The sequence below is a fragment of the Caballeronia sp. LZ033 genome (assembly GCF_031451265.1).
Taxonomy (GTDB): domain Bacteria; phylum Pseudomonadota; class Gammaproteobacteria; order Burkholderiales; family Burkholderiaceae; genus Caballeronia.
The window spans coordinates 1-25,965 of record NZ_JARUXQ010000010.1 but is presented as its reverse complement, the minus strand read 5'-3'; the positions used below and the strand labels follow the sequence as shown (position 1 = coordinate 25,965).

Here is a 25,965-nt window from a genome sequence, read left to right as displayed (position 1 = left end):
GATCCAGCACTTGGCGGGCATGAAGGACAGCAAGGTGATCGTCGCGATCAACAAGGACGCGGAAGCGCCGATCTTCAGCGTGGCCGATTACGGTCTCGTTGGCGATTTGTTCACGGTCGTGCCGGAACTGGTCGCAGCACTCGTCAACTGAAGCCGCAAACCCTCCTCACCCCTGTAGCGATGATCCCGACTTGATGCCCCTCCGGCATGAAGTCTTGATTATTTCTCACGCTACACGCGTTTCTTTCCTCGCCAGAATATTTTCAACACGACGCCGCCGGAGCTCGCCAGGGCCCGCCGGCGCCGGCTGCGCGCGCTCGTTCGCGCGAAACCACCCTCACTTACATACCGAGCAGATGGTATCTGCACGACGCCAGAACGGAGACCGGCCATGACGACGACCGTCGCGAAAAGGCGCACGCAGGCCGACCGCACCGCGCTCGCGCGGGCTGCGCTGGTGCGCTCGGCCATCGCGATCCTGAGCGACCTCGGCTTTGCCCGCGCGACGACCTCGGCCATCGCCGAGCATGCGGGCGTGACCACCGGCGCGCTGCATCACCACTTCCCCACCAAGGAGAGCCTGCTGTTCGCGGTGCTCGACGAACTCACCGAAGAAGCGCTCGCGCTGTTTCGCCAGTTGCGCGATCCGGCGAGCCGTGGCGACGGCGCGGCACGCGGCATCGTCACGTCGCTGTGGGCGCTGTACGGCAGCCGCCGCTATTGGGCGGTCTGGGAAATCAACATCGGATTGCGGCCGGATCAGGCGCTGCATGAGGCGCTCATCGAGCACCGGACGCGCACGCGCGAACGCATGTACCGCGTGGTCGAGGCGAACCCGTCGCTCAGGGCCGACACGAAGCGCGCACTGATCGAACTGCTGCCGTTCCTGCTCTCGTCGATGCGCGGCATCTTCCTCGACACGTTCTTCGCCGGCCATGAAGCCGAATGGCTGCATCGCCAGCTCGAGCGGCTGATCCATGCGCTCGATCAGGAGATGAAGGCGCTGTCCGCCTAGCCGAACCGCAACATCCCGCGCAACGCCCTTATTTGAATCGCATCACCCCGATCAGGCACCTGGGAGCTCGCATGAATCACCCTAGTCGCGCTACGGCGCATCCGGCGGCAGGCGCCGCGAGAACCGGTTCGAAGAGCCTCGTCCTCGAAGGCGTCAGCAAGCGCTACGGCGGCGTTCAGGCACTCGACACGCTGACGCTCGCCGTGGAACCGGGCGAACTGGTTTCGCTGCTCGGGCCGTCGGGGTGCGGCAAGACGACCACGCTGCGGCTGATCGCGGGCTTCGAGTTTCCCGATACGGGCAGCGTGCGCATCGACGGCGCCGACGTCTCCGCATTGCCGCCGAACAAGCGCGGTCTCGGCATGGTGTTCCAGAACTACAGCCTGTTCCCGCACATGACGGTGGGCGAGAACATCGGCTTCGGGCTGCGCATGGCGGGCGCGAAGAAGGCGCAGATCGCGGCGCAGGTGACGCGCATGCTCGATCTGATTCGCCTGCCGCAGTATGGCGATCGCCGCATCAGCCAATTGTCGGGCGGCCAGCAGCAGCGCGTCGCGCTGGCGCGCGCCATCGTCAATGATCCCTCGGTGCTGCTGCTCGACGAACCGCTCGGCGCGCTCGACAAGAACCTCCGCGAAGGCATGCAGTTCGAGATCCGCCGCATGCAGCAGGAACTCGGCATCACGAGCGTGATGGTCACGCACGATCAGGAAGAAGCGATGACGATGAGCGACCGCGTCGTCGTCATGAGTCACGGGCGCATCCTGCAAAGCGGCGCGCCGCGTGAAGTCTACGACCGGCCGCGCAACCGCTTCGTCGCGGAATTCCTGGGCACGGCGAACGTGTTCGCGTGCCGCGTCAGCGCGCGCAGCGTGCAGTCGATGACCGTGGCCACGCTGCCCGAATCCGGCAACGCTCCGGTCGAGATGACGCTGGACCTGCCGCGCGCGTTGCAGGGCGACTTGCCCGGCACGCAGGAAGTGGCGCTGCGACCCGAGAAGATCACTATCGATGCGCCCAAGGAAGGCCATATTCGCCTGCGCGGACAGATCGTGCAGCACGTGTTTCGCGGCTCGCAACATTCCTATGAGATCGACGTGCCGGGCCTCGGCCCGCGCATCTACGCCTACGAACAAGCGTTCTCCACCGATCACGCGGGCCATGCGCGCGGCCAGGCGGTGACGGTGTCCTTCGCCCCGCACGACGTGGTCGTGCTCGAACCGGACGGCGTGCCCGCCGCCGCGCCGGATGCGAGCATCGCGCCGGTCACGCAGACCGGGCCGCTGGCGAGCGAAGGAGCGCGCTGATGTCCACGCCCGCCGCCACCGCATCCGCCGCCGCGCCGCAAGGACAGCGGCGCGCCCGCGAGGCCGCGCTGCGCATCGCGCTGCTGTGCGCGCCCGCTCTCGTGCTGCTGATTGTGTTCTTCGCGTTTCCGCTGATCGGCAACGCGCTGCGCAGCCTCGGACTCGACGCGCAGGCTGCGCCGTCGCAGACAAGTCCGTGGTCGAACTACGAGAAGCTGTTCGTCGATCCGTACTACCGTGGCGTGATCGTCGAGACCATCAAGGTGAGCTTCATCGCGACGCTGCTGTGTCTCGCGCTCGGCTATCCGATCGCGCACTTCATGGTGCGCCGCGCGGGACGCCTCGCGATGCCGATGCTGTTCCTGCTGATCGCGCCGCTGCTCACGTCGATCATCATGCGCACGTTCGGCTGGCGCGTGCTGTTCGCGCGACACGGTCCGTTCAATGACCTGCTGATGTGGCTGCATCTGATCGAACGGCCGCTGCGCGTGCTGGGCGGACCGCTTGGCGTATATATCGGCATCGTGCACGTGATGGTGCCGTTCATGGTGCTTTCCATCGTGCCGGTGCTGCGCGGCGTGGACCGGCGTCTCGAAGAGTCGGCGCGCATTCTCGGCGCGGGCGCGGCGCGCACGTTCCTGCTCGTCACCTTGCCGCTCGCGATGGAAGGCATTCTCACGGGCTGTGTGCTGGTCTTCATGCTCACGAGCGGCAGCTTCGTGACGCAGTTGCTGCTCGGCGACGGCAGCGTGGTCACGCTTCCGCTGCTGATCTTCCAGCAGTTCTCGCTCACCCAGGATCTCGGCTTCGCCAGCGCGATGGGCAACCTGCTGCTCGTCATCGTGCTTGCGTGCCTGTATGTCCAGTTGCGCGTCGCCGGACGCAACGGAGACGCACGATGATGCGCGCCGGAACCCTCGACAGAATGGCCGCGCGCGCCGGCGCCGGTTCGCTCGTCGTCTTTACTGTGCTGTTCTTCATCGCGCTCATCGCGCCGATCGTGGTGGTGGTGCTGGTGTCGTTCTCGCCGGACGAATCGCTTGCCGTGCCGCTCGGCGGCTTGTCGCTGCGCTGGTATCACCGCTTGTGGGAATACCGCCCGTTCGTCGATTCGCTGTTGACGAGTCTCTACCTCGCGCTCAGCTCGTCGTTCATCGCGATCCTGATCGCCGTGCCTGCGGCGATCGGCGTGGGCCGCAGCAGCGGCCGCGTGGCGACAGCCTTGACCACCTTCCTGCTCGCGCCCATCGCCATTCCCGCGCTGGTGATCGGGCTGTCGCTGCTGTACTTCCTGTCGAACATCGGCATTGGAGTGTCGTTCCTCGCGCTGCTGATCGCGCATACGGTCGTGTCCGTACCCTACGTGATGCGCACCACGCTCGCCACCTACAAGAACACGCACGCGTCCTATCTGGAAGCGGCCTCGGTGCTCGGCGCGGATCGCTGGCAGACCTTCCGCCACGTGACCTTGCCGCTGATCGCACCGGGCATCTTCGCGGGCGCGCTGTTCTCCATTCTCGTGTCGCTCGACAACCTCGGCGTGTCGTATTTCTTCGGCACGGCGAACGTCACGACGCTGCCGGTCGTGATGCTGTCGTACCTGCAAAACCAGTTCGATCCCGCCATCGCCGCGATCAGCACGGTGCAGATGGCGATCACCATTGTCCTGCTGTTGATCGTCGAAAAAACCTACGGCCTGCGCGCGTTGACGACGCAATGAAGCCAGCGCCACACCACCTCACCTGCTACGGAGCCTGAATGAACGTCTCACATGCTGTGCGCGCCACTGGGCTGGCGATCTCGCTTTCCGCCGCCGCGCTGACCGCGCACGCCGCCGACCTGACCGTCACCGCTTACGGCGGTGCATGGGAACAGGCTTATCGCAAGTGCTTCGTGCAGCCCTTCGAGAAGCAGACCGGCAAGTCGGTCGACGTGATTCTCGGCAGCCCGATGCAGTGGATCAACCAGATTGCGGCGAACACGGCGCATCCGCCCATCGACGTGATGATCGGCCTCGTGGACAGCGGCGAGATCGCCCGCCAGAAAGGCCTGGTGGAGCCGATCGACGAAAGGAACGTGCCGAACCTGAAAGACATCAAGCCGAACATGCTCGCGTACGGCAAGGGCTACGGCTTCCCCATCGCGTTCGGCGACTTCGGCCTGATGTACAGCAAGAAGGCCGTGCCGAATCCGCCGAAGACGTGGAAGGAATTCGTCGACGGCACCAACGCCGGCAAGTGGCACGCGGCGCTGCCCGGCATCGCCTATGTGGGCACGGCGCAGGGCTTGATCGGCTTGTTCGCGATGGTGTACGGCGGCAGTCTCGACAACGTGCAGCCGGGTCTCGACGAGATCAAGAAGATGCAGAAGAGCGGCAACGTGACCTTCTACAGCGAACCGAATTCGCCGCTGGTGGCGCTCAAGTCGGGCGATATCGACATGGCCATGTACTTCGACGGCCGCGCCTGGGCCGAGCATGACGCGAGCAATCCGGACATCGGCTATCTGAATCCGAAGCCGGGCGCGGTCGCGTTCCCGACCATGGTGCAAAAGGTCAAGAACGGTTCGCCGCTCGGCTTCCAGTTCATGAACGTGGTGGCGTCGGCGGAAGGGCAGAGCTGCTTCGCCAACCTGATCCAGTATTCGGCCTCGAACAAGAACGTCAAGTACTCGGAGAAAGTGGCGCCGCGCGTGCCGCAGGACAACGACTCGATGTGGCTGCCGTTCGACGTGATCTCGCAGAAGACGCCGCAATGGGTCGAGATGTGGAACAAGCAGATCGGTCGCTGACCGCAACAGAGGATTGAGTTCATGAGCCTGAGAATTGGAGTCGATATCGGCGGTTCCTTCACCGATTTCGCGGTGCTGGACGACGACACGCGCAGTATCCGCACGCTGAAGGTGTTCTCGCGTCCCGACAGTCCCGGCAGCGAAGTGCTGGCGGGCATGGCCGGGTTGATCGAGCGCTATGGCATCGAGGCGCGCGATGTCGCGTACTTCACGCACGGCACGACGGTCGGCGTCAACGCGGTGGTGCAGCGGCGCGGCCTGCGTCTCGCCCTCATCACCACGGAGAAGTTCGAGGACGTGCTGGACATTGCGCGCCTGAAGATCCCCGACATGTATCACCTGCTGTCGCGCCGGCCGGATCCGCTGATTCCGCGCGACCGCGTGTTCGGCGTGAAGGGCCGGCTTGCGGCGGACGGCAGGGAGGAAGCGCCGATCGACAAAGCCAGCGTGCTTGCTGCCATCGAAGGCATTCGCCGCTCGGATTGCGAAGGTGTCGTGGTGTCGCTGCTGCATTCGTATCGCAATCCGCAGCATGAAAAGGACGTGAAGGCGCTGATCGCGAAGCACTATCCAGAGCTGTTCGTGTCGTGCTCGCATGAAGTGTGGCCGATCATCCGCGAATACGAGCGCACCTCCACCGCGATCATCAGCGGCTATGTGCAGCCGAAGGTCGCGGACTATCTGACGCGCCTGCAAGCTGCGCTCGCTGAAGCCGGCGTGCCCGCCGAACTGAAGGTGACCAAGTCGAACGGCGGCGTGATGAGCGCCGAGAACGGCAAAAGCAACTGCGCGCAGATGATCCTGTCGGGCACGGCGTCGGGCGTGATCGGTGCGGCGTATATCGCGAACCAGTGCGGCATTCGCAACTGCATGAGCCTCGATATCGGCGGCACGACGGCGGACGTCGCGCTGATCGTCGACGGCAAGCCGCAGTACGCGACCGGCGAATACATCGGCGAATTCCAGATTCATATTCCGTCGGTGTCGGTGTCGTCGATTGGTGACGGCGGCGGGTCCATCGCGTGGGTGGACGATTTCGGCGTGTTGAAGGTCGGCCCGCACAGCGCAGGTTCGAATCCGGGTCCGGTCTGCTACGGACGCGGCGGCGAACAGCCGACCATCACCGACGCCTTCGCCGTGATGGGCGTGCTCGGGCAATCGGACCTCGGGTACAACTCGGTGTCGCTGGATCGCGAGGCCGCGCGCCGCGCAATCGGCACGCTCGCCGGGCGGCTCGGCAAGAGCGTCGAGCAGACGGCGGAAGCCATCATCCGCGTGTCCACGTCGAGCATGTATGCGGGCACGAGCCGGCTCGTGTCGCGCTTCGGCATCGACCCGCGCACCTTCACGCTACTGCCGTTCGGCGGCGCCGGCCCGATGCTCGCGTGCTATCTGGCGCGCGCGCTGAACATGCCGGATGTCACCGTGCCGGTCACGCCGGGCGTGCTGAGCGCGCTGGGCGGACTGATCGCGGACATCAAGAACGACTTCGTCAAGACGACCTACTACGAGCTGAACGAGGCGACGCTCGCGCTCCTCGCGAACGATGCCCGCGAACTGGAGAAGCAGGCGCGCGACTGGATGACGGCGCAGATCGGTCACTCGGAGGGCGTGTCGATCGTCATGACGGCGGACATGCGCTATCGCGGGCAATCGTTCGAGATCGAGACGGCGCTCGATGCCGCCACGATCGCGTCCGGCGATCTCGCCGCAGTGCGCGAAGCGTTCCATCGCGAACATCGTCGCCTGTATGGCCACAGCGACGATCACGCGGGCATTCAGCTGGTGGCGCTGCGGCTGGTGATTTCATCGCCAACGCCGAAGCCCGAGCTCGAACGCATCGCGACGAGCGATGCGGCGCCGGTGCCGGTGCGCGAGATCGACGTGTGGATGGACGACGAAGCGCGCCGCATTCCGCTGTATCGCCGTGCCGATCTCCGCGCGGGCCAGGCGTTCGAAGGCCCGGCAGTGGTCTCGCAAGACGATGCAACCACCTGCGTGCTGCCGGGCTTCTCGGTCACCGTCGATCCGTTCGGCAATCTGGTTCTGACGAATCGCGCAACTCAACATTGAAGACCGATCATGAAATTCGATAAATCGGAACTGCAGATCTTCGCGAACTACTGCGTCGCGGCGGCCGAGAGCATGGCTTATACGCTGGTGCGTACCGCGCACTCGACCTTCGTGAAGGAAACCGAGGACTTCTCGTGCGCACTGGCGAGCGTGGACGGCCTGACCTTCGCGTCGCCGCGCACCTTTGGCGCGACGTGGTATGTCGGTCTGGATTACGGTCCGGTGATCCGTTCGTTCACGGACTACAAGCCCGGCGACGTGTGCATGACCAACGATCCGTACAGCGGTTACGTGGCGACGCACACGCCGGACGTGGTGATGTGGAAGCCGGTGTTCTACGAAGGCGAGATCATCTGCTTCGTGTCGGGGCACATTCATAACACCGACATGGGCGGCGCCGTGCCGGCATCGCTGTCGCGCACGCTGACGGAGATCCATCAGGAAGGCATCCGCTTTCCGCCGACGCGCGTGGTGGACGGCGGCGTGGTCAACGAGACGCTGCTGTCGTGGATGATGGCAAACGTGCGCGCGCCGGATCAGAACATCGGCGACTTGAAGGCGCAGATCGCGTGTCTGACGACGGGCGAGCGGCGCGTGCTGGAGATCGTCGAGCGCTTTGGCGTCGAGGCGTTCAAGGCGGGCATTGGCCAGTTGCTCGATTACTCGGAGAGCCAGGCGCGCGCGGTGGCGCGCACGATTCCGGATGGCAAGTACTTCTTCGCCGATTACGTCGATGAAGACGCCGTCGGCGGCAAGCCGATGCGCATTGCACTGACGCTGACCGTCGATGACGGCCTGCTCGGCTTCGACTTTTCCGGCAGCGATCCGCAACTGACGTCGTCGATGAACGTGCCGACCGGGAATCATCCGCGTCACGCGCTGTTGCTGGTCGCGCTCAATTACGTGCTGTATTCGCTGAACCCGGACATCCTGCTCAACGCGGGGATGTTGCGTATCGCGACCTGCGAGATGCCGCTCGGCAGCGTGCTGAATCCGGTGCCGCCAGCCGCGGTGGGCATGCGTACGCTGACGTGCGTGGTCGTGCAGGCGGCGGTGTTCGGCGCGTTCGCGCAGGCGCTGCCGGAGCGCATGCCGGCCTGCCCGGCGTCGAGCGTGTGTCTGCTCAACGTCAAGACCACCGACACGGCGGGCCGCACCATCATGGCTTCGCTGGGTCCGGTGATGGGCGGTGCGGGCGGTGCATCGGCCGGCGACGGCTCGGATGCGTCAGGCGCGAACATGGCGTTCCTGCGCAACACGCCGGTGGAGATCAACGAAGCCGAAGTGCCGATCCGTATTCTCGAATACGGCCTCGTCGGCGACAGCGGCGGGGCGGGTCAGTATCGCGGCGGGTTGGCCATCGCGATGGAGTTCAAGGTCTTCGCACCGAACACGCTGATCACGGCGCGCAATCGCGACCGCACGCTGTTTGGCTCGTGGGGCATCAAGGGCGGCATGGCGGGGCGCACGTCGGTGTTCAAGCGCAATCCGGGCACGGCGCGCGAGCAAGTGCTCGGCAATACGGACCTGGTGGCCTGCGAGCCGGGCGATGTGATCCGGCTCGAAGGCAATGGCGGCGGCGGTTACGGCGCGCCGACGCTGCGTGCGGCCGAAGCAGTGGAACGCGATGTCCGGCGTGGTCATGTGTCGGCGCAGCAGGCTCGTGAGTTGTATGGCGTGGTGATCGCGAATGGCGCGCTGGATGTGCAGGCTACCGCTGCGCTGCGTGCCGGGATGGGCACGGAGCGGAAGCTCGACGATGGCTTCTTCGACTACGGTCCGAACCGTCGCGCGCATGAAGCCGTGTGGACGCGCGAGCGCTATGCGGTGCTGTGCGAATACCTGGAGTCGGTGTCGATCGGCTGGCGCTTCTTTTTGAAGCATCAGATGTTCGAGCGTCTGGCGGCGCGCGGGGAGGTCGCGGCGGGCGTGGAGATCGTGCATGCGGTGTTCGCGGAACTCGTGGCGGAGTTTCCGGCGCTGGAGGCGGGGGAGAAGCGGGCGGCTTGAGCGCCCAACGAGACAGTCAGAACATCAGCCGATCCTCGGGGTAGTCAACCCCACCGAAACCCGAAAGGCGGCCTGAATCGAGAGATCAGACCGCCTTGATTCGTTTACGCGGCACCGGGAAAAGGTACGGCTTGGAAGCATTTGAAAAACGCTGGTCATCGGCCGACTTGCGATGCGTCAGCAAGCACTCGGCATGAAATCGTGCGGCGTCCCGGCAGGGGTATGGCCCTATGAACCAGTTAGAATGCGGTCATTCGGGAGCTTCGAAGCTACAAGCGAATCTTGAATGGAGATCTCGTCGCCCCGCAATCCCTCTGCATCTCAAATAACGAACCGTACATTTCATGCTGGTAAGCCAACGGGAAGATCACAAGCATAATTTTGGACGCACGCGAGAGTTGGCTGACCTTCTTGAACCGCTTGTAGATCCAGCAAAACCGCACCCTTCGTTCGGGCCTTCGTTGCTGAGATTTTATGCGGCAGAGTCAGGACTCAAGTATCTTTTGAGCAAGAACCTGATGATCCCGTTTGAATACGAGATAAGAGATCAGACCATGCCCGCGGATACATCGGATCCGTCCTTCCCCAGGAAGGTCGAAGGCTATAGTCACAAGCTGGATCAGATGCTGAAGCGGCTCAAGGTGTCTGCAGCGAGGGTGCCGATTCCGACCGGCCCCTTTAAGACGGTCGGAGGTTATAACGGCGGTCAAGACTTTCCCGTGTCCAGCGCGCATGAGGCATGGCGATATGGCCTCGAAGTCGATTCCGATGATCAGGCCGCGCTCGAGAAGTTTATCGCTGACATTCTGTCCTACCTTGAGGACGAAATTTTATGAACGCCTCCGCCGTTTCAACATTGCCTCTCGTTTCCTGGGTCGATGTCGCCCGGCGACTTTCTGTCGTGCCCGTGCGGGGGGCGAGCCATGGGTCCGAACTTGCGCCTCCGAAGGGACTCATAGCCTCTGAGGTGTTCTGGACAGGTCTGACTCTGACTGTCGAGGCGGAGGCTGACATTGCCGAAGTCAGGCATTGGCTGGCGCTCAATTTTCGAAGCTGGTACGTGGTTGACGGAACCAGTGAGAGCATTCGCCTGCAAGGGCCGCTCTCAAGGGAGCGTTTGCCCGTCCGGTACGAGGTTACGAACGCCTCCGGACGAACATTCCCGTTCAGGCCATACGCCTCGTTGGATGGGACCCGCGCGTACTCGATCTCGTTCCCGGAGCGCAATGAAGCGAGTCCAGCCGTCGTTGCCTTCCATAGCGTGAAGGGCGGAGTGGGGCGCACGACTTCCGCGATGGCGCTCACCGAACATCTCTCGAGTCTCCCGGGAAGCAAGCCAATTCTTTTCATCGACGCCGATTTCGAAGCGCCAGGCGTCAGCTATCTGTATCGGACGCGCAAGCCCGAGGCCAATGTATCGCTCGAAGATCTGCTTGCACTCGCGCACGCGGACGTGTCCAAAGATCTCAACGACACAGTCGATTACGCCGCGCGCGAAATGCTCGATCAGAAGATCGGCAATGTCTATGTCCTTCCGGTCAAGAGGCTTCTGGACGATCTGACGGGGTTTGCGATTCGGCCGGAACACCTCGTTACGGCGCGCAAGAATCAGCCCTATCTCATGGTGGATCTGGTTCGCGCATTGACCCGGGCTTTGGATTGCGAACTGGCCGTCGTCGATCTGAGGGCAGGGCTCGTGGACGTCGCGCTTCACTTCTTGACGGATCCGACGGTCGAACGCATTTTCGTGACCACGGCGAGCGGTCAGGCGATCAATGCATTGCAGGCCATGCTGCGGACAATCGGGCTGATCGAAAGGCAGACCGGACAACGCGGCAGACAGCCTTTCGTGTTGATCAATCAGGTTCCGCGCCTGCTGTATGAAAATCGCGAATTCAGGGGCGAACTGCAGAAGAGGCTCGACGACAAAGCAGAGCAAGAGTTTCTTCCGATTCTCAGTGCGGAGGAGACAAACGGCGGCACCAATGTGACTCCGTCGCATGAAAGTGCGCTGGCGTTTGGATTCGCTCCGCACATGTCCGAGCTCGTCGCGTCCACGGATGACTGGGAATCCTTCGCCGCTGATCTTCGTATTACGGGTTTCACGGCGGGACTTGTCGCAGAAATGGATGGCTGGCTCACGAGCCGTTCCGCCATCATGGCGTCGCAAGTAACGAAGACATCGTTCCTTGTACCGGCCGACCGGCACGATGAAGCCTGCAAGAAACTGGCGCAATTCGCTGGAACGATGGAATTCGCCGAAACCGCTGCCGTGCTCGAGCGGCCGATGTTGACACCGCCGCTGCAACGCCTGTTCGCTGATTTCATTCGTCACGTTCCCATCGCTGTGGTCGAGGGAACCAAGGGCACAGGCAAGACACTGACGTTTCGTTATCTGCTCCAGCACGGAAGCTGGGCGAGCGCGGCGTCGTCCATGGACCTGACGGATTCCTCGACCTTCAACGGTGTCTTCCTGCCGGTCCTCGGATCCGTTGGTAGTTCGGAGACGATGTTGGAACTGGTGCACAAGACACGGGCCGATTTTTCGCAAGCCGTGGACGGCAATGCGCCGGAGCGTGTTTCCGAGACAATCAAGGCGATTCACGACGGCATTGCGTCGGCCTACAAGGTCAATGAGTGGACAGAGTTGTGGCTCAGTCTTATTGGTCGGGCGGCGGGCTTCGCCAGTTGGAAATTGTTCATCTCAGCGGTGGCGCAGTTGAACGTCCAGCCGATCGCCTTGTTCGAAGGCCTCGAAGAAATATTGACCAATCCCTTTACTGACGTCGTGCATGCCGATGCATTACGTTCCTTGTTGCGCGAGGTGCCGCTGCGGTTGCGTGAGGAGGCTGGCCGTCCGGTAGGTACGTTGATCTTCGCCCGCAGCGACATGGTGGAAGCCGTGATCGAGCAGAACCTGCAGCAGTTCCGTTCGTCGTACCGGAACTATGCGCTCACGTGGCTTGATCTCGACATTCAGGAGCTGGTGGTCTGGCTCGCTGCAAAGAGCGAGGCTATTCCTGATCTATGGGTGCCCGAGTGGCGCTCAAAGCCTGAAGCCGATCGCGACGCAGGCCTGAAAACAATCTGGGGCCTCAAGCTGGGAGCTGATTCGTCGAAAGAGGCACGTTCGACCGAATGGGTGATTGCCGTCCTTACCGACCTCACGGGCCGGTTGACTGCGCGAGATCTCGTGCGTTTTATCAAACAAGCGGCGTTCGACTCGGTCGGCAGCAAACCGGAAGACCGCTTGTTGACTCCGAACGCAATGCGCAAGGCCGTGGAATATACGAGTCGTGCAAAGGTGGGCGAGTATCCGAATGAGGTTCAGGAACTGAAGCCCATCTTTGACAAGCTGCGCACACTACAGGAGATGACAACTCCGTTCGATCGTGCCGAGGCTGCTGCGCTGGGCATCGAGTCTCGTGAGCTCGATTTGCTGGAAAAATATGGCGTTGCATATGCCGATGAGGGCAGCTTCGAAGTGCCTGAGCTGTTTCGAATCGGCTTGGGTATGAAACGCAAAGGCGCTCGGCCCAACATCATCAGCCTGACACGCAAGGCACGAGAACGAGCCAAGGCATGAAGCGCTCGTAAAGCATCAGCAAAGCCACGAAAGGACGGCTCCGTCAGGAGCCGTTCTTTTCCGAACTGGAACTTCGCGCTTACGGCAACCACCCTTTCGGCAACCCCGCCAGCGCCTCCTTCATCCGCGCCACCGTCGCCGCCGCCGGTTCCACGAGCGGCAACCTCACCGGCCCCAAGCCATCGCCGAGCAGTTCAAACGCCTTCTTCGCCGGACCCGGATTGGTCTCGCTGAAGATCGCATCGAGCATCGGTGCAAGCATTGCATGTTCACGCAGCGCGGTCGCCGCATCACCATTTGCGGCACTCGCATGAATCCGCGCCCACGCCTTCGGCAACAAACTCGCCGACGTCAGAATGCCGCCCACCGCGCCCAGCAGCACGTGATGCACATACAGCAGGTCGTCGCCGCTGAGGATCGCCATGTCCTTGCCCGCCAGCGCCACCGTCCGCGCGAACGCATTGAGATCCGTGTTGCACGCCTTCATGCCGATGATCGTGCCATCTTCCTTCGCCATCGAGGCGATGGTGGCGGGCGGCGTTGCATAACGCGTGCGCGCCGGGATGTCGTACAGCAGCAGCGGCACGCCCGCCGCATCGCGATAGCGCTGGAAATATGCTCTCACGCCGGCGTCGCTCGGCGTGACGTAGAACGGCGTAACCAGCAGCAGCGCCGCCGCGCCTGCATCGACGAAAGCCTGGCCCGCATCGAGCGCTTCCGCATAGCCCGGCGACACCACGCCCGCGACCACCGGCACGCGGCCACGCGCCGCTTCCACGGTCGCGCGCACGACCAGCGTGCGTTCGGCCGGCGAGAGCGCCGTATATTCGCCGGTGCCGCCCACCGGCACGAGGCCGGTCGCGCCATCGGCGATCAGCGTATCGACCAGTGCATGCAGACGTTCCGTATCGGTTGCGCCATCCGCCGTGAACGGCGTCGGGAAAGCGGGGTACATGCCCTTGAGGGCGGAGACTTCGAGTGTCATCGGTGAGAGTCCTGTGAAAGCCTTGAACAGCAGCGCGCGTCAGAGCAGCTTGCCGGGATTCATCCGGCCATCCGGATCGAGCGCGCGCTTCACGGCGCGCATCATGTCGAGTTCAACCGCGCTCTTGTAGTGCGAGAGTTCATCGCGATGCGCGCGGCCGATGCCATGCTCCGCGCTGATGCTGCCGCCGAACTCCACGGCGGCGTCGTTGACGATCTTGCCGATCGCATCGACGCGAGCGTCGCAGTCCTCGACCTTCGCCCATACCGAATGCGGGAACAGCACGATCGAGTGAATGTTGCCGTCGCCCACGTGCCCGACATAGAGAAAGCGCGCGCCTTCCACCAGTCCCGCTTCGTTCAGCCTGACTTCGGTCTGCGCGAGGCACGCGGGAATCTGCGAGATGGGCAACGAAATATCGTGCGTGACGCTCGTACCGAAGCGCACGTTGGCCTCGGACACGATATGCCGGATATGCCACAACGCCGCGGCCTGCGCTTCGCTCGCGGGCAGCGCGGCATCCAGCGCGATGCCTTCCTCGAGCGCCGCGCCGATCACGTCTTCGAGCATCGCCTGCAACGGCGCGTCGTGCGCGGCATCGGCGAGTTCGATCATCAGCACCCACGGCGACCGGCCGTCGAGCGGATCGCGCGTGTCGGGCACTTCCTGATAGACCACGTCGAGCTGGCTGCGCGACATCAGTTCAAACGAAGTCAGCGCGTCGCCGCAGGTGGCGCGGCAACGCGACAGCAGTTCGATGGCGGCATCGGCGGAATCGAGCGCGACCCATGCCGTGGCATGCGAACGCAGCGCGGGGAACAGCTTGAGCACGGCAGCGGTCACCACGCCGAGCGTGCCTTCCGCGCCGATGAACATCTGCTTCATGTCGTAGCCGGTGTTGTCCTTGCGCAGGCCGCGCAGGCCGTCCCAGACGCGGCCGTCCGGCAGCACCGCTTCGAGGCCGAGCACCAGCGCGCGCATGTTGCCGTAGCGCAGCACGGCGGTGCCGCCCGCGTTGGTCGAGATATTGCCGCCGATCTGGCACGAGCCTTCGCTCGCGAGCGACAGCGGAAACAGCCGGTCCACCGACGCCGCCGTTTCCTGGATCTGTTGCAGCGTGCAGCCGGCTTCGACGGTGAGCGTGTCGTTGCGCGTGTCGATCTCGCGGATCTTGCTCATGCGCGCGAGGCTGATGATGATGCTGTCGCCCGCTTCGGACGGCGTCGCGCCGCCCACGAGGCCGGTGTTGCCGCCTTGCGGCACCACGCTCACGCCAAGCTCCGCGCACAGTTGCATCACCTGCGTGACCTGCGCGGTGTCCGCGGGCTTGACCACGGCGCGCGCCTTCCCGTGATAGCGGCCGCGCCAGTCGGTGAGCATCGGTTCGGCGTCGGCGAGGTCCACGAGGCCCTTCGGCCCCACGATATGCAGCAGCGATTCGATCAGATTCATGATTGGACCAGCTTGGATATGACAGTGACGTTGGGTTTGCCGGTCGCAGCCGCAGTGCCGGGCCGCGCGCCCGAGATGCGCTCGGGCAGCGTGTCGATGCCGGGGCTGCCGAGCAGCGTCATGGTCGTCACGATTTCATCGAACAGCAGCGACAGCACGTGCGCGACGCCCGCATCGCCGCGTGCCGCGAGGCCATACAGCGGCGCGCGGCCGAGCAGCACGCCGCGCGCGCCGAGCGCCACGGCCTTGACCACGTCGGCGCCGCGCCGCACGCCCGAATCGAGGTAGACATGCAGCGCATCGCCGACCGCATCGGCCACGGCGGGCAGCACGTCGAGCGGCGCATGCGCGCCTTCCAGCTGGCGGCCGCCGTGATTCGACAGCACGATGCCGTCCGCGCCGTGCTGCTGCGCGAGACGCGCGTCATCGACGGTCAGGATGCCCTTGACGAGCAGCGGCCCGTTCCAGTGCTTGCGCAGCCACGCGATGTCCGACCACGCCAGCGACAGATCCATCTGGCGCGCCAGCGCGGCCGCCTGACGTTGCAAATCGGGCGCTTCGCCGAGACTGCGGGCCAGGTTGACGAGTTGCGGCGTGCCCTGGCGCGCCATCTGCAACGCCCAGTGCGGATGCCGCAGCAGATCGAGGATCAGCTTCGGCGTGATCGGCAGCGGCAGGCGGTAGTTGTTGTGAATATCGTGATCGCGGCGGCCATGCACGGGCGTGTCCACCGTGACGAGCAGCGTCGTGTAGCCCGCTTCCGACGCGCGCCGCATGATGCTCTCGGCGATCCGGCGATCCTTCTGCACGTACAGCTGCATCCACAGCTCGCCGTCCGGCGCGGCGGCGCGCACGTCTTCGAGCAACGACGTGGACGCGCTCGACAGCGCGAACGGCACGCCGCGCGCGGCAGCAGCGCGGGCCAGCGTTTCATCGGCCTTGGGCCAGAACAGGCCGTTCAGTCCGGTCGGCCCGACGACCATCGGCGCGGCGGACGCGTAGCCGAACAACTGCGCGGCCGGCGAGACGTGCGAGACATCGACCATCGCGCGCGGGGCGAAATGCACATCGGCGAACGCGGCGCGGTTGCGCGCCAGCGTATGGCCGTCTTCGGCGCCGCCGTCGAGATAGTCGAAGGCGATCTTCGCCAGCCGCCGTCGCGCGGCCTCACGGTAATCGGCGACGTTGGCGAAGCCCTGCGTTGAAGAATAGAAAAGACTCATTGCATCGTGATGGTTCGACGAGGGTTAGCGCAGCACCCAGTCGTTGAAACGCTCGATCGCGACATCCTGATGCGCCGGCCAGTACGACGGGTCGATACGCACGCCGCGCTTCAGATTGTCCGGGAAGGTCGGCAGGTTCTTCGCGCGCTTCGCATCAATGTACTGGAACGCGTCCGGATGCGTCGGCCCGACCGCCAGCGCGCTCGCGACTTCCGCCTGGCGCTTCGGGTCCGCGCAGAACGCGACGAACTGGCGGCAGGCATCGACATTGTCGCCGCCCTTCATGATGCCGAACCCTTGCGGACCGTAGATGTGACCGTCCCAGGCAATCGCGAGCGGCGCGCCCGCATCGATGGCGGGCAGCACGCGCGCCAGCCAGCTCGACGCCATCGCCACTTCGCCCGACTTGAGCAACTGCTCGCACTGCGCGCCCGTGGTCCACCAGATGTCGATGTTCGGCTTCACGCGGTCGAGGCTCTTGAACGCCTTGTCCAGATCGCACGGATAGACGCTGCTCGGCGGCGTGCCGGCGGCCATCAGCGCTTCTTCGATGGTGTCGAACGGGAACTTGCGCAGCGCGCGGCGGCCCGGGAACGCCTTGGCATCCCACAGGTCGGCCCAGGAAGCGGGTGTCTTGCCGCCCTTGAAGGCGTCCGAGCGATAGGTCATCACCGTCGTGTAGACGTTGTGGCCGATCGCATACTGGTCGCGGAACTGCGCGGGAATCTTCGCGACGGCTGCGTTGCCGTCGAGATTGACAGGCTCCAGATAGACCTTGTCCTTGCGCGACAGAAGGTACACGGCCGGGAAGCTCAACTCGGCCATGTCCCAGGTCTTCGCGCCCGTCTCGACGATGCTCTTGATCTGCGCGGTCGGTTCAGCGCCCGAGGCCACGCCCACCACTTCGATGCCCGTCGCCTGCTGGAACGGCTTGTACAGCGTGCGGGTGTAGATGTCGGTGTAGACCCCGCCCGAGTCGCGCACCACGAGGCGCTTCGAAGCGGCTTTCGCCGAGGTCCAGATGGCAGGCATCGCAAGTCCGGCCGCGCCGGCTACGCCGAGTCGGATGAAGTCGCGGCGCGAAGCGGTGGAAGGTTTCTTTTGGTCGTTTGCCATGTGGGTCCCCGAGGTGCGAAAACGGGCGCCGCGCGCACAGGCAATGCACGCGCGGCGCCCCGAGAGTGATGGTCTGGCGGCTCGCCGCGCCTCATCAACGCATTCGACGCATTCGACGCATTCGACGCGCCTCGCCAGCGTGTACTCATGATCGATCAGACGTTACGCTTAGCCAAACGAGATAAAAGCACCACATGATGCGAAATGCTCAAGACCTTGCGGGCTTGCAGTCGTCGTCGGCGGTGTATTCGCTGGCCTGCTTCAGCAGCCATTCGCGGAACTTCTCCAGCGGCTTGCCATGGCTGAGTTCGGTCGGATAGACGAGGTAGTAGGCGGAGTCGGCCTTGATGCTCGCCTCGAAGGGCACGATCAGCCCGAACTGTTCGAGCTGCCCGCTCACCAGGAACTTCGGCACCAGCGCGACGCCCAGGCCCGCTGCGGCCGCGCTGATCGCCATGGTGTGCAGCTCGTAGCGCATGCCGTGCATGGTGCTCGCGTCCTCCACGCCGAGGCTCGCGAACCAGCGGGTCCAGTCGTCCGGCCGCGTGGTGGAGTGCAGCAGCGGATACGCGAGCAGTTCATGCACGTGCCCGATGGGCCGCTCCAGCAGCGATGCCTTGCACACCGGCACCACTTCCTCGCCGAACAGATAGTCCGCCGTGGTGCCGGGCCAGGTGGGCTTGCCATAGTGAATGGCGGCTTCGAAGTGCGACTCGGCAAAGGAGAACGCATCCGTGCGCACGCCCATGTTGACGCGCACGTCCGGCGTGCATGCGTAGAAATCGCCGATGCGCGGAATCAGCCACTGCGACGCGAACGTGGGCAGCACGGCCAGCTCCAGATAACCGCCGCCGCTGCCGTGCGCGATGATGGAGAGCGTGTCGCGGTCCAGCTGTTCGAGCGAGCGCCGCACCTGCGTGCCGTAGATGCGGCCCGCGCGCGTCAGCACCACGCGCTGCTTGGCGCGCACGAACAGGCGCACGCCGAGATTGGATTCGAGCGTGGCGATCTGACGGGAGATCGCGCTCTCCGTGAGGAACAGTTCCTTGGCCGCGTGCGTGAAGCTTTCATGGCGCGCGGCGGCTTCGAAGGCGAGCAGCGCGCCCATGTTGGGGATCTTGAACTTGCGCATGGTGATTCCAAACACTCATCAAGTCACAATTTAATCTCGCTTTACGCGCGGCACAACGATTAAAAATAATGCGGCCTTGCCGTTGCGGCTCCGCCACCGTGCGTGAAGGCCCGCGGCCAACGTCCAACCGCGATACCAGGCGACCATGCGAAATACGAATATCGAAAGCCTGCTCGAGCGTCTGCTCGGCTCCGAGAAGACGGGCTTGCTCTTCAAGACCCTGAACGCCCCCTCGATCCTGAACGACTGGGAACCCGGCACCGTCACGCGCGCCGAACTGGCCCAGGCGATGAACATGGCGCTCTTCGAAGGCCTGCTCGCGCGTTCGCCGAACGGCCGTACTTATACCGATGAAACCATCGCCAACGGCGGCTCCGTGTATTTCGACCACGGCGCGCTGCGCACCGTGCGCTGGCCGCAGAACGGCGGCTTGCCGCCGGGCGAAGCCGCGTTCACCCGCATTCTCCGGCCGCTCGGCTTCCGGCTGAACGGGCGCTATCCGCTCGACAAGCTCGGCATGACCGGCCGTTCCTATGCCCATGAAGACGCGCCCGACGAGATCGCGCAGTTCTTCGTGAGCGAACTGCATCCCGAGCGTTTCTCGGAGACCTTCCAGCAGGCCGTGACGAATGTGGTGGGCGCATCGCGCGATCCGCTCACGCCGCTGGCGGTGGCGCAACTGTCGGAACTGGAGCGCGACGGCTCGCTGCCCATTGACGCGGCGCACCAGCTGCTGCCGGTGATCGTCGGCGCATTCGAGCGTCAGCACGACCTGCCCATGCTGGCCGACTATGAACTGCTGCTGGCGGAATCGGCGGAAATGGCGTGGATCGCCACCGAGGGCAACGGCTTCAATCACGCGACCGACCGCGTCGCCGACGTGTTCCAGCTCTCCGACGACGAAAAGGCCAAGGGCCGTCCGATGAAGCCCGAAGTCGAACGCTCGCGTTCCGGACGCGTGTTCCAGACGGCGTATCGCGCGGACACGGTCGAGCGCATGTTCCGCACCGCCAAAGGCGACACGGTCACGCGCAAGGTGCCGGGCTCGTTCTACGAGTTCATCACGCGCAAGCGCGAGTTCGACCGTGCGGCCCGCGCCTGGGTCACCGACCTGCGCTTCGATGCCGGCAATGCGCAAGGCATCTTCAAGATGACGGCCGGCGCGGCGAAGTAAGGTGAGCGCGCAGCCGTATGCGGCGGATGCCGCCCAGTTGCAGTCGCTGCAGCGCGGCCTCGCGGCCGCGTTGCGCGGCGAAGTGCGCTTCGATGCCGGCGCGAAGGCGCTCTATGCGTCGGATGCGTCCAATTACCGGCAGGTGCCGCTGGGCGTCGTGGTGCCGCGCGATGTCGATGACCTCGCGCGCGCGCTCGAACTGTGCCGACAGCATGACGTGCCGTTCCTGACGCGCGGCGGCGGCACGTCGCAGAACGGACAGTGCGTGAACGTCGCGGTGGTGGCCGACGCGAGCAAGTACGTGAACCGGGTCGTGTCGATCGATCCCGAGGCGCGCACGGCGATCGTCGAGCCGGGCGTGATCTGCGACACGCTGCGCGATGCGGCGGGCGCGCATGGCCTGACGTTCGGTCCGGACCCGGCGACGCACAGCCGCTGCACGCTCGGCGGCATGATCGCCAACAACTCGTGCGGCGCGCATTCGGTGATGGCGGGCAAGACCGCCGAGAACGTCGAAGCGCTGGAAGTGCTCACGTATGACGGCGCGCGCTTCTGGACCGGTCCGACGTCGCCCGATGAACTCGACCGCATCATCGCGGATGGCGGGCGGCAGGGCGAGATCTATCGGCAGTTGCGCGATCTGCGCGACCGCTATGCCGACGCAATTCGCCGCGAGTTTCCGCAGATCCGCCGCCGCGTGTCCGGCTTCAATCTCGATCAACTGCTGCCGGAGAACGGCTTCAACGTCGCGCGGGCGCTGGTGGGCACGGAAGGCACGTGCGCGGTGACGCTGCGCGCGAAGGTGCGGCTCGTGCACAGTCCGGCGAGCCGCGTGATCCTCGTGCTCGGCTTCGCGGATATCTTCGTCGCGGCGGATGGCGTCGCGCATTTCGAGCGCTTTGGTCCCATCGCTATCGAAGGGCTGGATCGCGGCATCATTCGCGGCCTGCAGGCGCGTGGCCTCAAGACCGATGAAATCGCGCTGCTGCCGGAAGGCGACGCGTGGGTCGTGCTCGAATTCGGCGCCGATACGCCCGCCGAAGCTCGCGCGCAGGCCGAAGAAGCGCGCGCGTTCTTCCTGTCCGGCGCGGGTGGCGAGGGTGTGACCGGTTTCATCGTCGAGGAGAAGGCGAAGCAGGCGCTGATCTGGTCGATCCGCGAGACGGGTGCGTCGGCGGTGGCGTTGTCGGTGGATCCGTCGAAGCCGGACCCGATCATCGGCTGGGAGGATGCGGCGGTGGATCCGCTGCGCCTCGGCGATTATCTGCGGCGCTTCCAGGCGCTTGTGGACCGTCATGGCTACGAGACCTGCCTGTACGGCCATTTCGGCGATGGCTGCGTGCACGCGCGCATCACCTTCGATCTGCGCAGCGCGGAAGGCGTGCTGGTATGGCGGCGTTTCCTGCGCGAGGCGGCGGAACTGGTCGTGGAATTCGGCGGCTCGCTGTCGGGCGAACATGGCGACGGCCAGGCCAAGGCCGAGTTCCTGCCGATCATGTACAGCCCCGACATCATCTCGGCGATGGAGCAGTTCAAGGCCATCTGGGACCCGGCGCAGCGCCTGAATCCGGGCAAGGTCGTGAACGCCTATCGCGCCAACGAAAACCTGCGCATGGGCCCCGCGTACAAGCCCGTGCAGTTGCAGACGAAGCTCACCTTCCGCAGTCCCGAAGGCGACGGCATGCAGCGCGCGGTGGAACGGTGCATCGGCATGGGCAAGTGCCGTTCGCTCGATGGCGGCACGATGTGCCCGAGCTTTCGCGGCAGCCGCGAGGAACGCCAGTCGACGCGCGGTCGTGCGCATCTGCTGTGGGAGATGCTGCAGGGCGACGTCATCAAGGACGGCTGGGACAGTGTCGAAGTCAAGGAAGCGCTGGACACGTGTCTTGCGTGCAAGGGCTGCCGCAGCGACTGTCCGACGCATACCGACATGGCCTCGTACAAGGCCGAATTCCTGTCCCATCACTATGCCCGCAGGCGGCGTCCGCGTCAGGCGTGGTTCATGGGGCGCATCGGGCAGTGGGCGCCGTTTGCCGCGCGCGCGCCGTGGCTCGCCAATCTCGCGACTTCGTTCCGGCCGCTTGCGCCGGTGAGCAAATGGATCGCCGGCGTGGCGAAGGATCGCGCGTTGCCGGTGTTCGCGCCGCGCACCTTCCGTGCGACGGCGGCGCAGGGCCATCGCAATGCCGCGAAGCCGACGCGCAAGGTGCTCTTCTGGGTCGATACCTTCAACGACCACTTCACGCCGGATGTGGCGCACGCCGCAAGCGACGTGCTGGCCGCGCTGGGCTATGAGGTCGTGCTGCCGAAGAAGCGTCTGTGCTGCGGCCGTCCGCTGTACGACTACGGCTTGCTCGACGAAGCGCGCGCGATGCTGCGCGAAGTGCTCGACACCTTCGCCGACGAGATCCGCGCGGGCACGCCCTTGGTTGGTCTGGAGCCGGGCTGCCTGTCGGTGTTCCGTGACGAACTGGTCAAGCAGCTTCCCGATGATCCGCTCGCGCATCAACTGGCGCGCCAGACCTTCATGTTCTCGGACTTCGTCGCCGATGCCGACTTCGACTGGCCGACACTCGACGCCGACGTGCTGCTGCACGGCCATTGTCACCAGAAGGCGCTGTTCGGCATGAAGAAGGAAACCGCGCTGCTCGGTCGACTCGGCGTGCGCTGGAAGCTGCTCGATACCGGCTGCTGCGGCATGGCCGGTTCGTTCGGCTTCAACGCGGACCATTACGAGCTTTCGATGAAGATCGGCGAAGACAAGCTGTTGCCGCTCGTGCGCGCGGCGCAGCAGGACACGCTGATCGTCACCAACGGCTTCAGTTGCCGCGAGCAGATCGCGCACGGCGCGCAACGGCACACGCTGCATGTCGCGCAACTGCTGCAACGCGCGCTGCAACACGGCACGCGCAAGGCTGCGCCACAGCGCGAACTCACTTCGCTTGATGCGTGAAGCGCATCAAGTCCTGCAATTAACTCGCTTGAGCCCGGTTGCGCGCACTCGCACAATCGGGCCAGTTCCACTGGAGATCCATCCTTGAAAGCTTCCACCATTCTTTCCGATCTGGGCATCGCGCGTCTGGCCGAAGAAGGCGATATCGTCGTGCGCTCGCCGATCGACGGCGCCGTTGTCGGCCATGTGCAGAGCCACACGCAAGCGCAAGCCGATGCCGCGCTCGCCGCCGCGAAGACCGCCAGCGAAGCCTGGCGCAACGTGCCCGCACCGCGCCGCGGCGAACTCGTGCGCCTGCTCGGCAACAAGCTGCGCGAGAAGAAGGAAGCGCTCGGACGCATCATCACCCTGGAGACCGGCAAGATTCTTCAGGAAGGCATGGGCGAAGTGCAGGAAATGATCGACATCTGCGACTTCGCGGTCGGTCTCTCGCGGCAGCTGTACGGCCTGACCATCGCGTCGGAGCGTCCCGGCCATCGCATGGCGGAATCGTGGCATCCGCTCGGCGTCTGCACCGTGATCTCGGCGTTCAACTTCCCGGCGGCTGTGTGGTCGTGGAACGCGGCGCTCGCGCTCGTGTGCGGCAATGCCGTGATCTGGAAGCCGTCGGAGAAGACGCCGCTGACCGCGCTTGCCGTGGACCGCATTCTCGAAGACGCGCTCGCCGAATTCGGCGATGCACCCAAGGGCCTCACCTGCGTCATCAACGGCGGCCGCGAGATCGGTGCGCAACTCGTCGCGGACCCGCGCTCGTCGGTCGTCAGCGCGACGGGCAGCACGGAGATGGGCCGCACGGTTGGCATCGAAGTGGCGAAGCGCTTCGGCCGCTCGATCCTCGAACTCGGCGGCAACAACGCGGGCATCGTGACCGGCACCGCCGACAGCGAACTCGCGCTGCGCGGCATCCTGTTCTCGGCAGTCGGCACAGCGGGCCAGCGCTGCACGACGCTGCGCCGCCTGTTCGTGCACGAAAGCGTGTATGAGCAGACCGTCGCGCGTCTGAAAACGCTTTACAGCAAGGTCGCCATCGGCGATCCGCTCACGGCCGGCACGCTGATGGGTCCGCTGATCGACGCGCAATCGTTCGAGCGCATGCAGGCCGCGCTTGCACAGGCGAAGGACGAAGGCGGCACGGTGACGGGCGGCGAGCGTCATGTCGTGGCGGGCCGCGAGAACGGTTACTACGTGCGTCCGGCCATCGTCGAGATGCCGTCGCAGACCGCGGTGATGCTGAAGGAAACCTTCGCGCCGATTCTCTACGTGATGAAGTACCGCGAATTCAGCGAGGCGATCGAAGCGAACAATGCGGCGTCGCATGGTCTTTCGTCGTGCGTGTTCACGACCGATCTGCGCGAGGCCGAGCGTTTCCTCTCGGATTCGGGCAGTGATTGCGGCATTGCCAACGTGAACATCGGGCCGAGCGGTGCGGAGATCGGCGGCGCGTTCGGCGGCGAGAAGGAAACCGGCGGCGGCCGCGAGTCCGGCTCCGACGCATGGAAGGGCTACATGCGCCGCGCCACCAACACGGTCAACTATTCGTCCGCGTTGCCGCTGGCTCAGGGCATCGACTTTTCGATCGAATAAGCCGCGCGTTCCGGAGCCATCATGATGTACGACTTCACTGAGCCGTTCCGGAACCCCGGCGGCTCGCCGATCCGCGAGTTGTTCAAGTATCTCGGCGAGCCGGGGATGATCTCGCTCGCGGGCGGCTATCCGGCGAGCGATCTGTTCGATACCGACGGCTTGCAGCGCGCCGCCGCTCAGGCGTGGACGCAGCCCGCACGCTGCCTGCAATACGGTCCCACCGATGGCCTGCCCGAGCTCAAGGACGCACTCGCGCAGCTCATGCAGCAACGCGGCGTGACGGTGCCTGCGGATCAATTGATGGTCACGACCGGCTCGCAACAGGGCTTCGATCTGTTGCTGCGCGTGCTGGTCGCCCCCGGCGATGCCGTGCTCACCGAGCAGCCCGCGTATCCCGCCACGTTGCAGGCGCTGAAGATGCAGCAGGCGCGCATCGTGACGGTGCCGGTGGATGCGCAAGGGCTGGATGTCGCACGGCTCGCGGCGATGCTCGAAAGCGGCGAGGCGGGACGGCCGAAGCTGCTCTACACCGTGCCGACGTTCGCCAATCCGACAGGCGCGACGCTGTCGCTCGAACGTCGCAAGGCGCTTGTCGAACTGGCGGTGAAGCATGGCTTCATCATCGTTGAAGATGAACCTTATGCCGACCTGCGTTTTGCCGGCGAGGCCTTGCCTTCGCTGCTGAAGGTGGCGCAGGACATCGACGGCGGACGTGAGCGCGTCGTGTACTTCGGCAGTCTGTCGAAGGTGGTGGCGCCGGGGATTCGGATTGGCTGGACCGTCGCGCCCGCGGACATCGTGCGGCGCTGCACCGTCGCCAAGCAGACTGCCGATCTGTGCAGCGCGCCGTGGATGCAGGCGATCGCCGCCGCGTATCTCGCCCAGGGCGCGCTGACGGAACACTTGCCGCGCATCGCGGAGCAGTATCGGCGCAAGTGCGAGGCCCTGTGCGATGCACTCGATGCACAGCTCGCGGGCGCGCTGCAATTCCAGCGGCCTGAAGGCGGGATGTTCGTCTGGGCGCGCATGGACGGTGTCGATTCATCGGAACTGCTGAAGCATGCGATTGCGCAGAAGGTGCTGTTCGTGCCAGGCAAGGCCTTCTATGCCGATCACATCGATGCCGCTGCTTTCCGTCTGTCGTTCGCCGCGCCGGGTATCGGCGAGATAGGTGAAGCGGCGGCGCGGCTTGCGCGTGCGCGCGAGGCGTTGCCGGGCTGAAGCTGACACTATTCGCAAATGAAAGCGCCGGGTATTGTTCCCGGCGCTTTCGCTCGTCCATGTTTCAGCATGAGGCTTTGTGCTGGCGCCGCTCGTGAATTTGGCGCCTGATTTGACAGCGCGACTGCGTGAGGAACTCGTCCGGCAACTGGACATCTTCGAGACGGCGCGCTGAGTTTTTGTTCAAGGAAGTGACCTGTATGGCAACCATCAATCTCCAGATCAGCGGTCTGTGCAAGCGTTACGGCGACTTCGTCGCGCTCGCGCCGACCGATCTTGACGTCGCACAGGGCGAGTTCCTGACGCTGCTGGGCCCGAGCGGCTCGGGCAAGACCACGCTGCTG

General features: G+C 64.7%; 19 protein-coding genes and 1 pseudogene. 15 read left to right on the top strand and 5 right to left on the bottom strand.

Annotated features, from left to right (window positions below; genetic code table 11):
* The 10 genes and pseudogenes from QCE62_RS34745 to QCE62_RS34700 form a co-directional block, all read left to right on the top strand.
* Positions 1–151, top strand: a pseudogene (locus tag QCE62_RS34745) (electron transfer flavoprotein subunit alpha/FixB family protein); the annotation flags it as partial.
* A 240-nt stretch (positions 152–391) separates the two neighbouring features.
* The gene (locus tag QCE62_RS34740) at positions 392–1,015 is read left to right on the top strand and encodes a helix-turn-helix domain-containing protein (protein ID WP_309927928.1); all 624 of its coding nucleotides are present in this window, start codon (positions 392–394) and stop codon (positions 1,013–1,015) included.
* Positions 1,016–1,086: 71 nt separating this feature from the next.
* On the top strand, positions 1,087–2,322 hold the full coding sequence (locus tag QCE62_RS34735; RefSeq protein ID WP_309927927.1) for an ABC transporter ATP-binding protein: 1,236 nt from the start codon (positions 1,087–1,089) through the stop codon (positions 2,320–2,322).
* On the top strand, positions 2,322–3,224 hold the full coding sequence (locus QCE62_RS34730) for an ABC transporter permease (protein ID WP_309927926.1): 903 nt from the start codon (positions 2,322–2,324) through the stop codon (positions 3,222–3,224). The genes QCE62_RS34735 and QCE62_RS34730 overlap by 1 nt, the downstream gene beginning before the upstream one ends.
* Positions 3,221–4,042, top strand: a complete 822-nt coding sequence (locus QCE62_RS34725; RefSeq protein WP_309927924.1) for an ABC transporter permease — start codon at positions 3,221–3,223, stop codon at positions 4,040–4,042. The genes QCE62_RS34730 and QCE62_RS34725 overlap by 4 nt, the downstream gene beginning before the upstream one ends.
* 38 nt (positions 4,043–4,080) lie before the next feature.
* A complete protein-coding gene (locus QCE62_RS34720; protein WP_309927923.1) occupies positions 4,081–5,112 on the top strand; it encodes an extracellular solute-binding protein in 1,032 nt (343 codons plus the stop codon).
* Between the two features lie 21 nt (positions 5,113–5,133).
* Positions 5,134–7,185: a hydantoinase/oxoprolinase family protein gene (locus QCE62_RS34715; protein ID WP_309927921.1), complete on the top strand. Its 2,052-nt coding sequence runs from the start codon at positions 5,134–5,136 to the stop codon at positions 7,183–7,185.
* A 9-nt stretch (positions 7,186–7,194) separates the two neighbouring features.
* A complete protein-coding gene (locus tag QCE62_RS34710) occupies positions 7,195–9,195 on the top strand; it encodes a hydantoinase B/oxoprolinase family protein (protein WP_309927919.1) in 2,001 nt (666 codons plus the stop codon).
* 344 nt (positions 9,196–9,539) lie between these two features.
* Complete coding sequence (locus QCE62_RS34705; protein ID WP_309927917.1) at positions 9,540–10,031, top strand: hypothetical protein; 492 nt, start codon at positions 9,540–9,542, stop codon at positions 10,029–10,031.
* On the top strand, positions 10,028–12,781 hold the full coding sequence (locus QCE62_RS34700) for a ParA family protein (protein ID WP_309927915.1): 2,754 nt from the start codon (positions 10,028–10,030) through the stop codon (positions 12,779–12,781). Before QCE62_RS34705 ends, QCE62_RS34700 begins: the two co-directional genes overlap by 4 nt.
* Before the next feature lie 79 nt (positions 12,782–12,860).
* Here the strand turns inward: QCE62_RS34700 and QCE62_RS34695 are convergent, their stop codons facing one another.
* The 5 genes from QCE62_RS34695 to QCE62_RS34675 form a co-directional block, all read right to left on the bottom strand.
* On the bottom strand, positions 12,861–13,766 hold the full coding sequence (locus tag QCE62_RS34695; protein ID WP_309927913.1) for a dihydrodipicolinate synthase family protein: 906 nt from the start codon (positions 13,764–13,766) through the stop codon (positions 12,861–12,863).
* A gap of 39 nt (positions 13,767–13,805) precedes the next feature.
* On the bottom strand, positions 13,806–15,218 hold the full coding sequence (locus QCE62_RS34690; protein ID WP_309927911.1) for an FAD-binding oxidoreductase: 1,413 nt from the start codon (positions 15,216–15,218) through the stop codon (positions 13,806–13,808).
* Complete coding sequence (locus tag QCE62_RS34685; RefSeq protein ID WP_309927909.1) at positions 15,215–16,441, bottom strand: alpha-hydroxy acid oxidase; 1,227 nt, start codon at positions 16,439–16,441, stop codon at positions 15,215–15,217. The genes QCE62_RS34690 and QCE62_RS34685 overlap by 4 nt, the downstream gene beginning before the upstream one ends.
* Before the next feature lie 24 nt (positions 16,442–16,465).
* Entirely contained in the window at positions 16,466–17,557 is a 1,092-nt protein-coding gene (locus tag QCE62_RS34680; protein WP_250462503.1) for an ABC transporter substrate-binding protein, read from the bottom strand.
* 208 nt (positions 17,558–17,765) lie between these two features.
* The gene (locus tag QCE62_RS34675; protein WP_309821415.1) at positions 17,766–18,689 is read right to left on the bottom strand and encodes a LysR family transcriptional regulator; all 924 of its coding nucleotides are present in this window, start codon (positions 18,687–18,689) and stop codon (positions 17,766–17,768) included.
* 145 nt (positions 18,690–18,834) lie between these two features.
* On the opposite strand from QCE62_RS34675, the gene QCE62_RS34670 reads away from it, so the two are divergent.
* From QCE62_RS34670 to QCE62_RS34650, 5 genes are all read left to right on the top strand, one after another.
* On the top strand, positions 18,835–19,863 hold the full coding sequence (locus QCE62_RS34670; RefSeq protein WP_309927908.1) for a DUF1338 domain-containing protein: 1,029 nt from the start codon (positions 18,835–18,837) through the stop codon (positions 19,861–19,863).
* 1 nt (position 19,864) lies between these two features.
* Complete coding sequence (locus QCE62_RS34665; protein WP_309927906.1) at positions 19,865–22,816, top strand: FAD-linked oxidase C-terminal domain-containing protein; 2,952 nt, start codon at positions 19,865–19,867, stop codon at positions 22,814–22,816.
* Positions 22,817–22,900: 84 nt separating this feature from the next.
* Positions 22,901–24,400, top strand: a complete 1,500-nt coding sequence (locus tag QCE62_RS34660; protein WP_309927905.1) for an aldehyde dehydrogenase family protein — start codon at positions 22,901–22,903, stop codon at positions 24,398–24,400.
* 24 nt (positions 24,401–24,424) lie between these two features.
* Positions 24,425–25,621 carry a PLP-dependent aminotransferase family protein gene (locus tag QCE62_RS34655; RefSeq protein ID WP_309927930.1) on the top strand — a complete coding sequence of 399 codons (1,197 nt, stop codon included), beginning with the start codon at positions 24,425–24,427 and terminating at the stop codon, positions 25,619–25,621.
* Positions 25,622–25,821: 200 nt separating this feature from the next.
* The coding region (locus QCE62_RS34650; RefSeq protein ID WP_409017891.1) for an ATP-binding cassette domain-containing protein at positions 25,822–25,965 on the top strand (144 nt) is incomplete at its 3' end.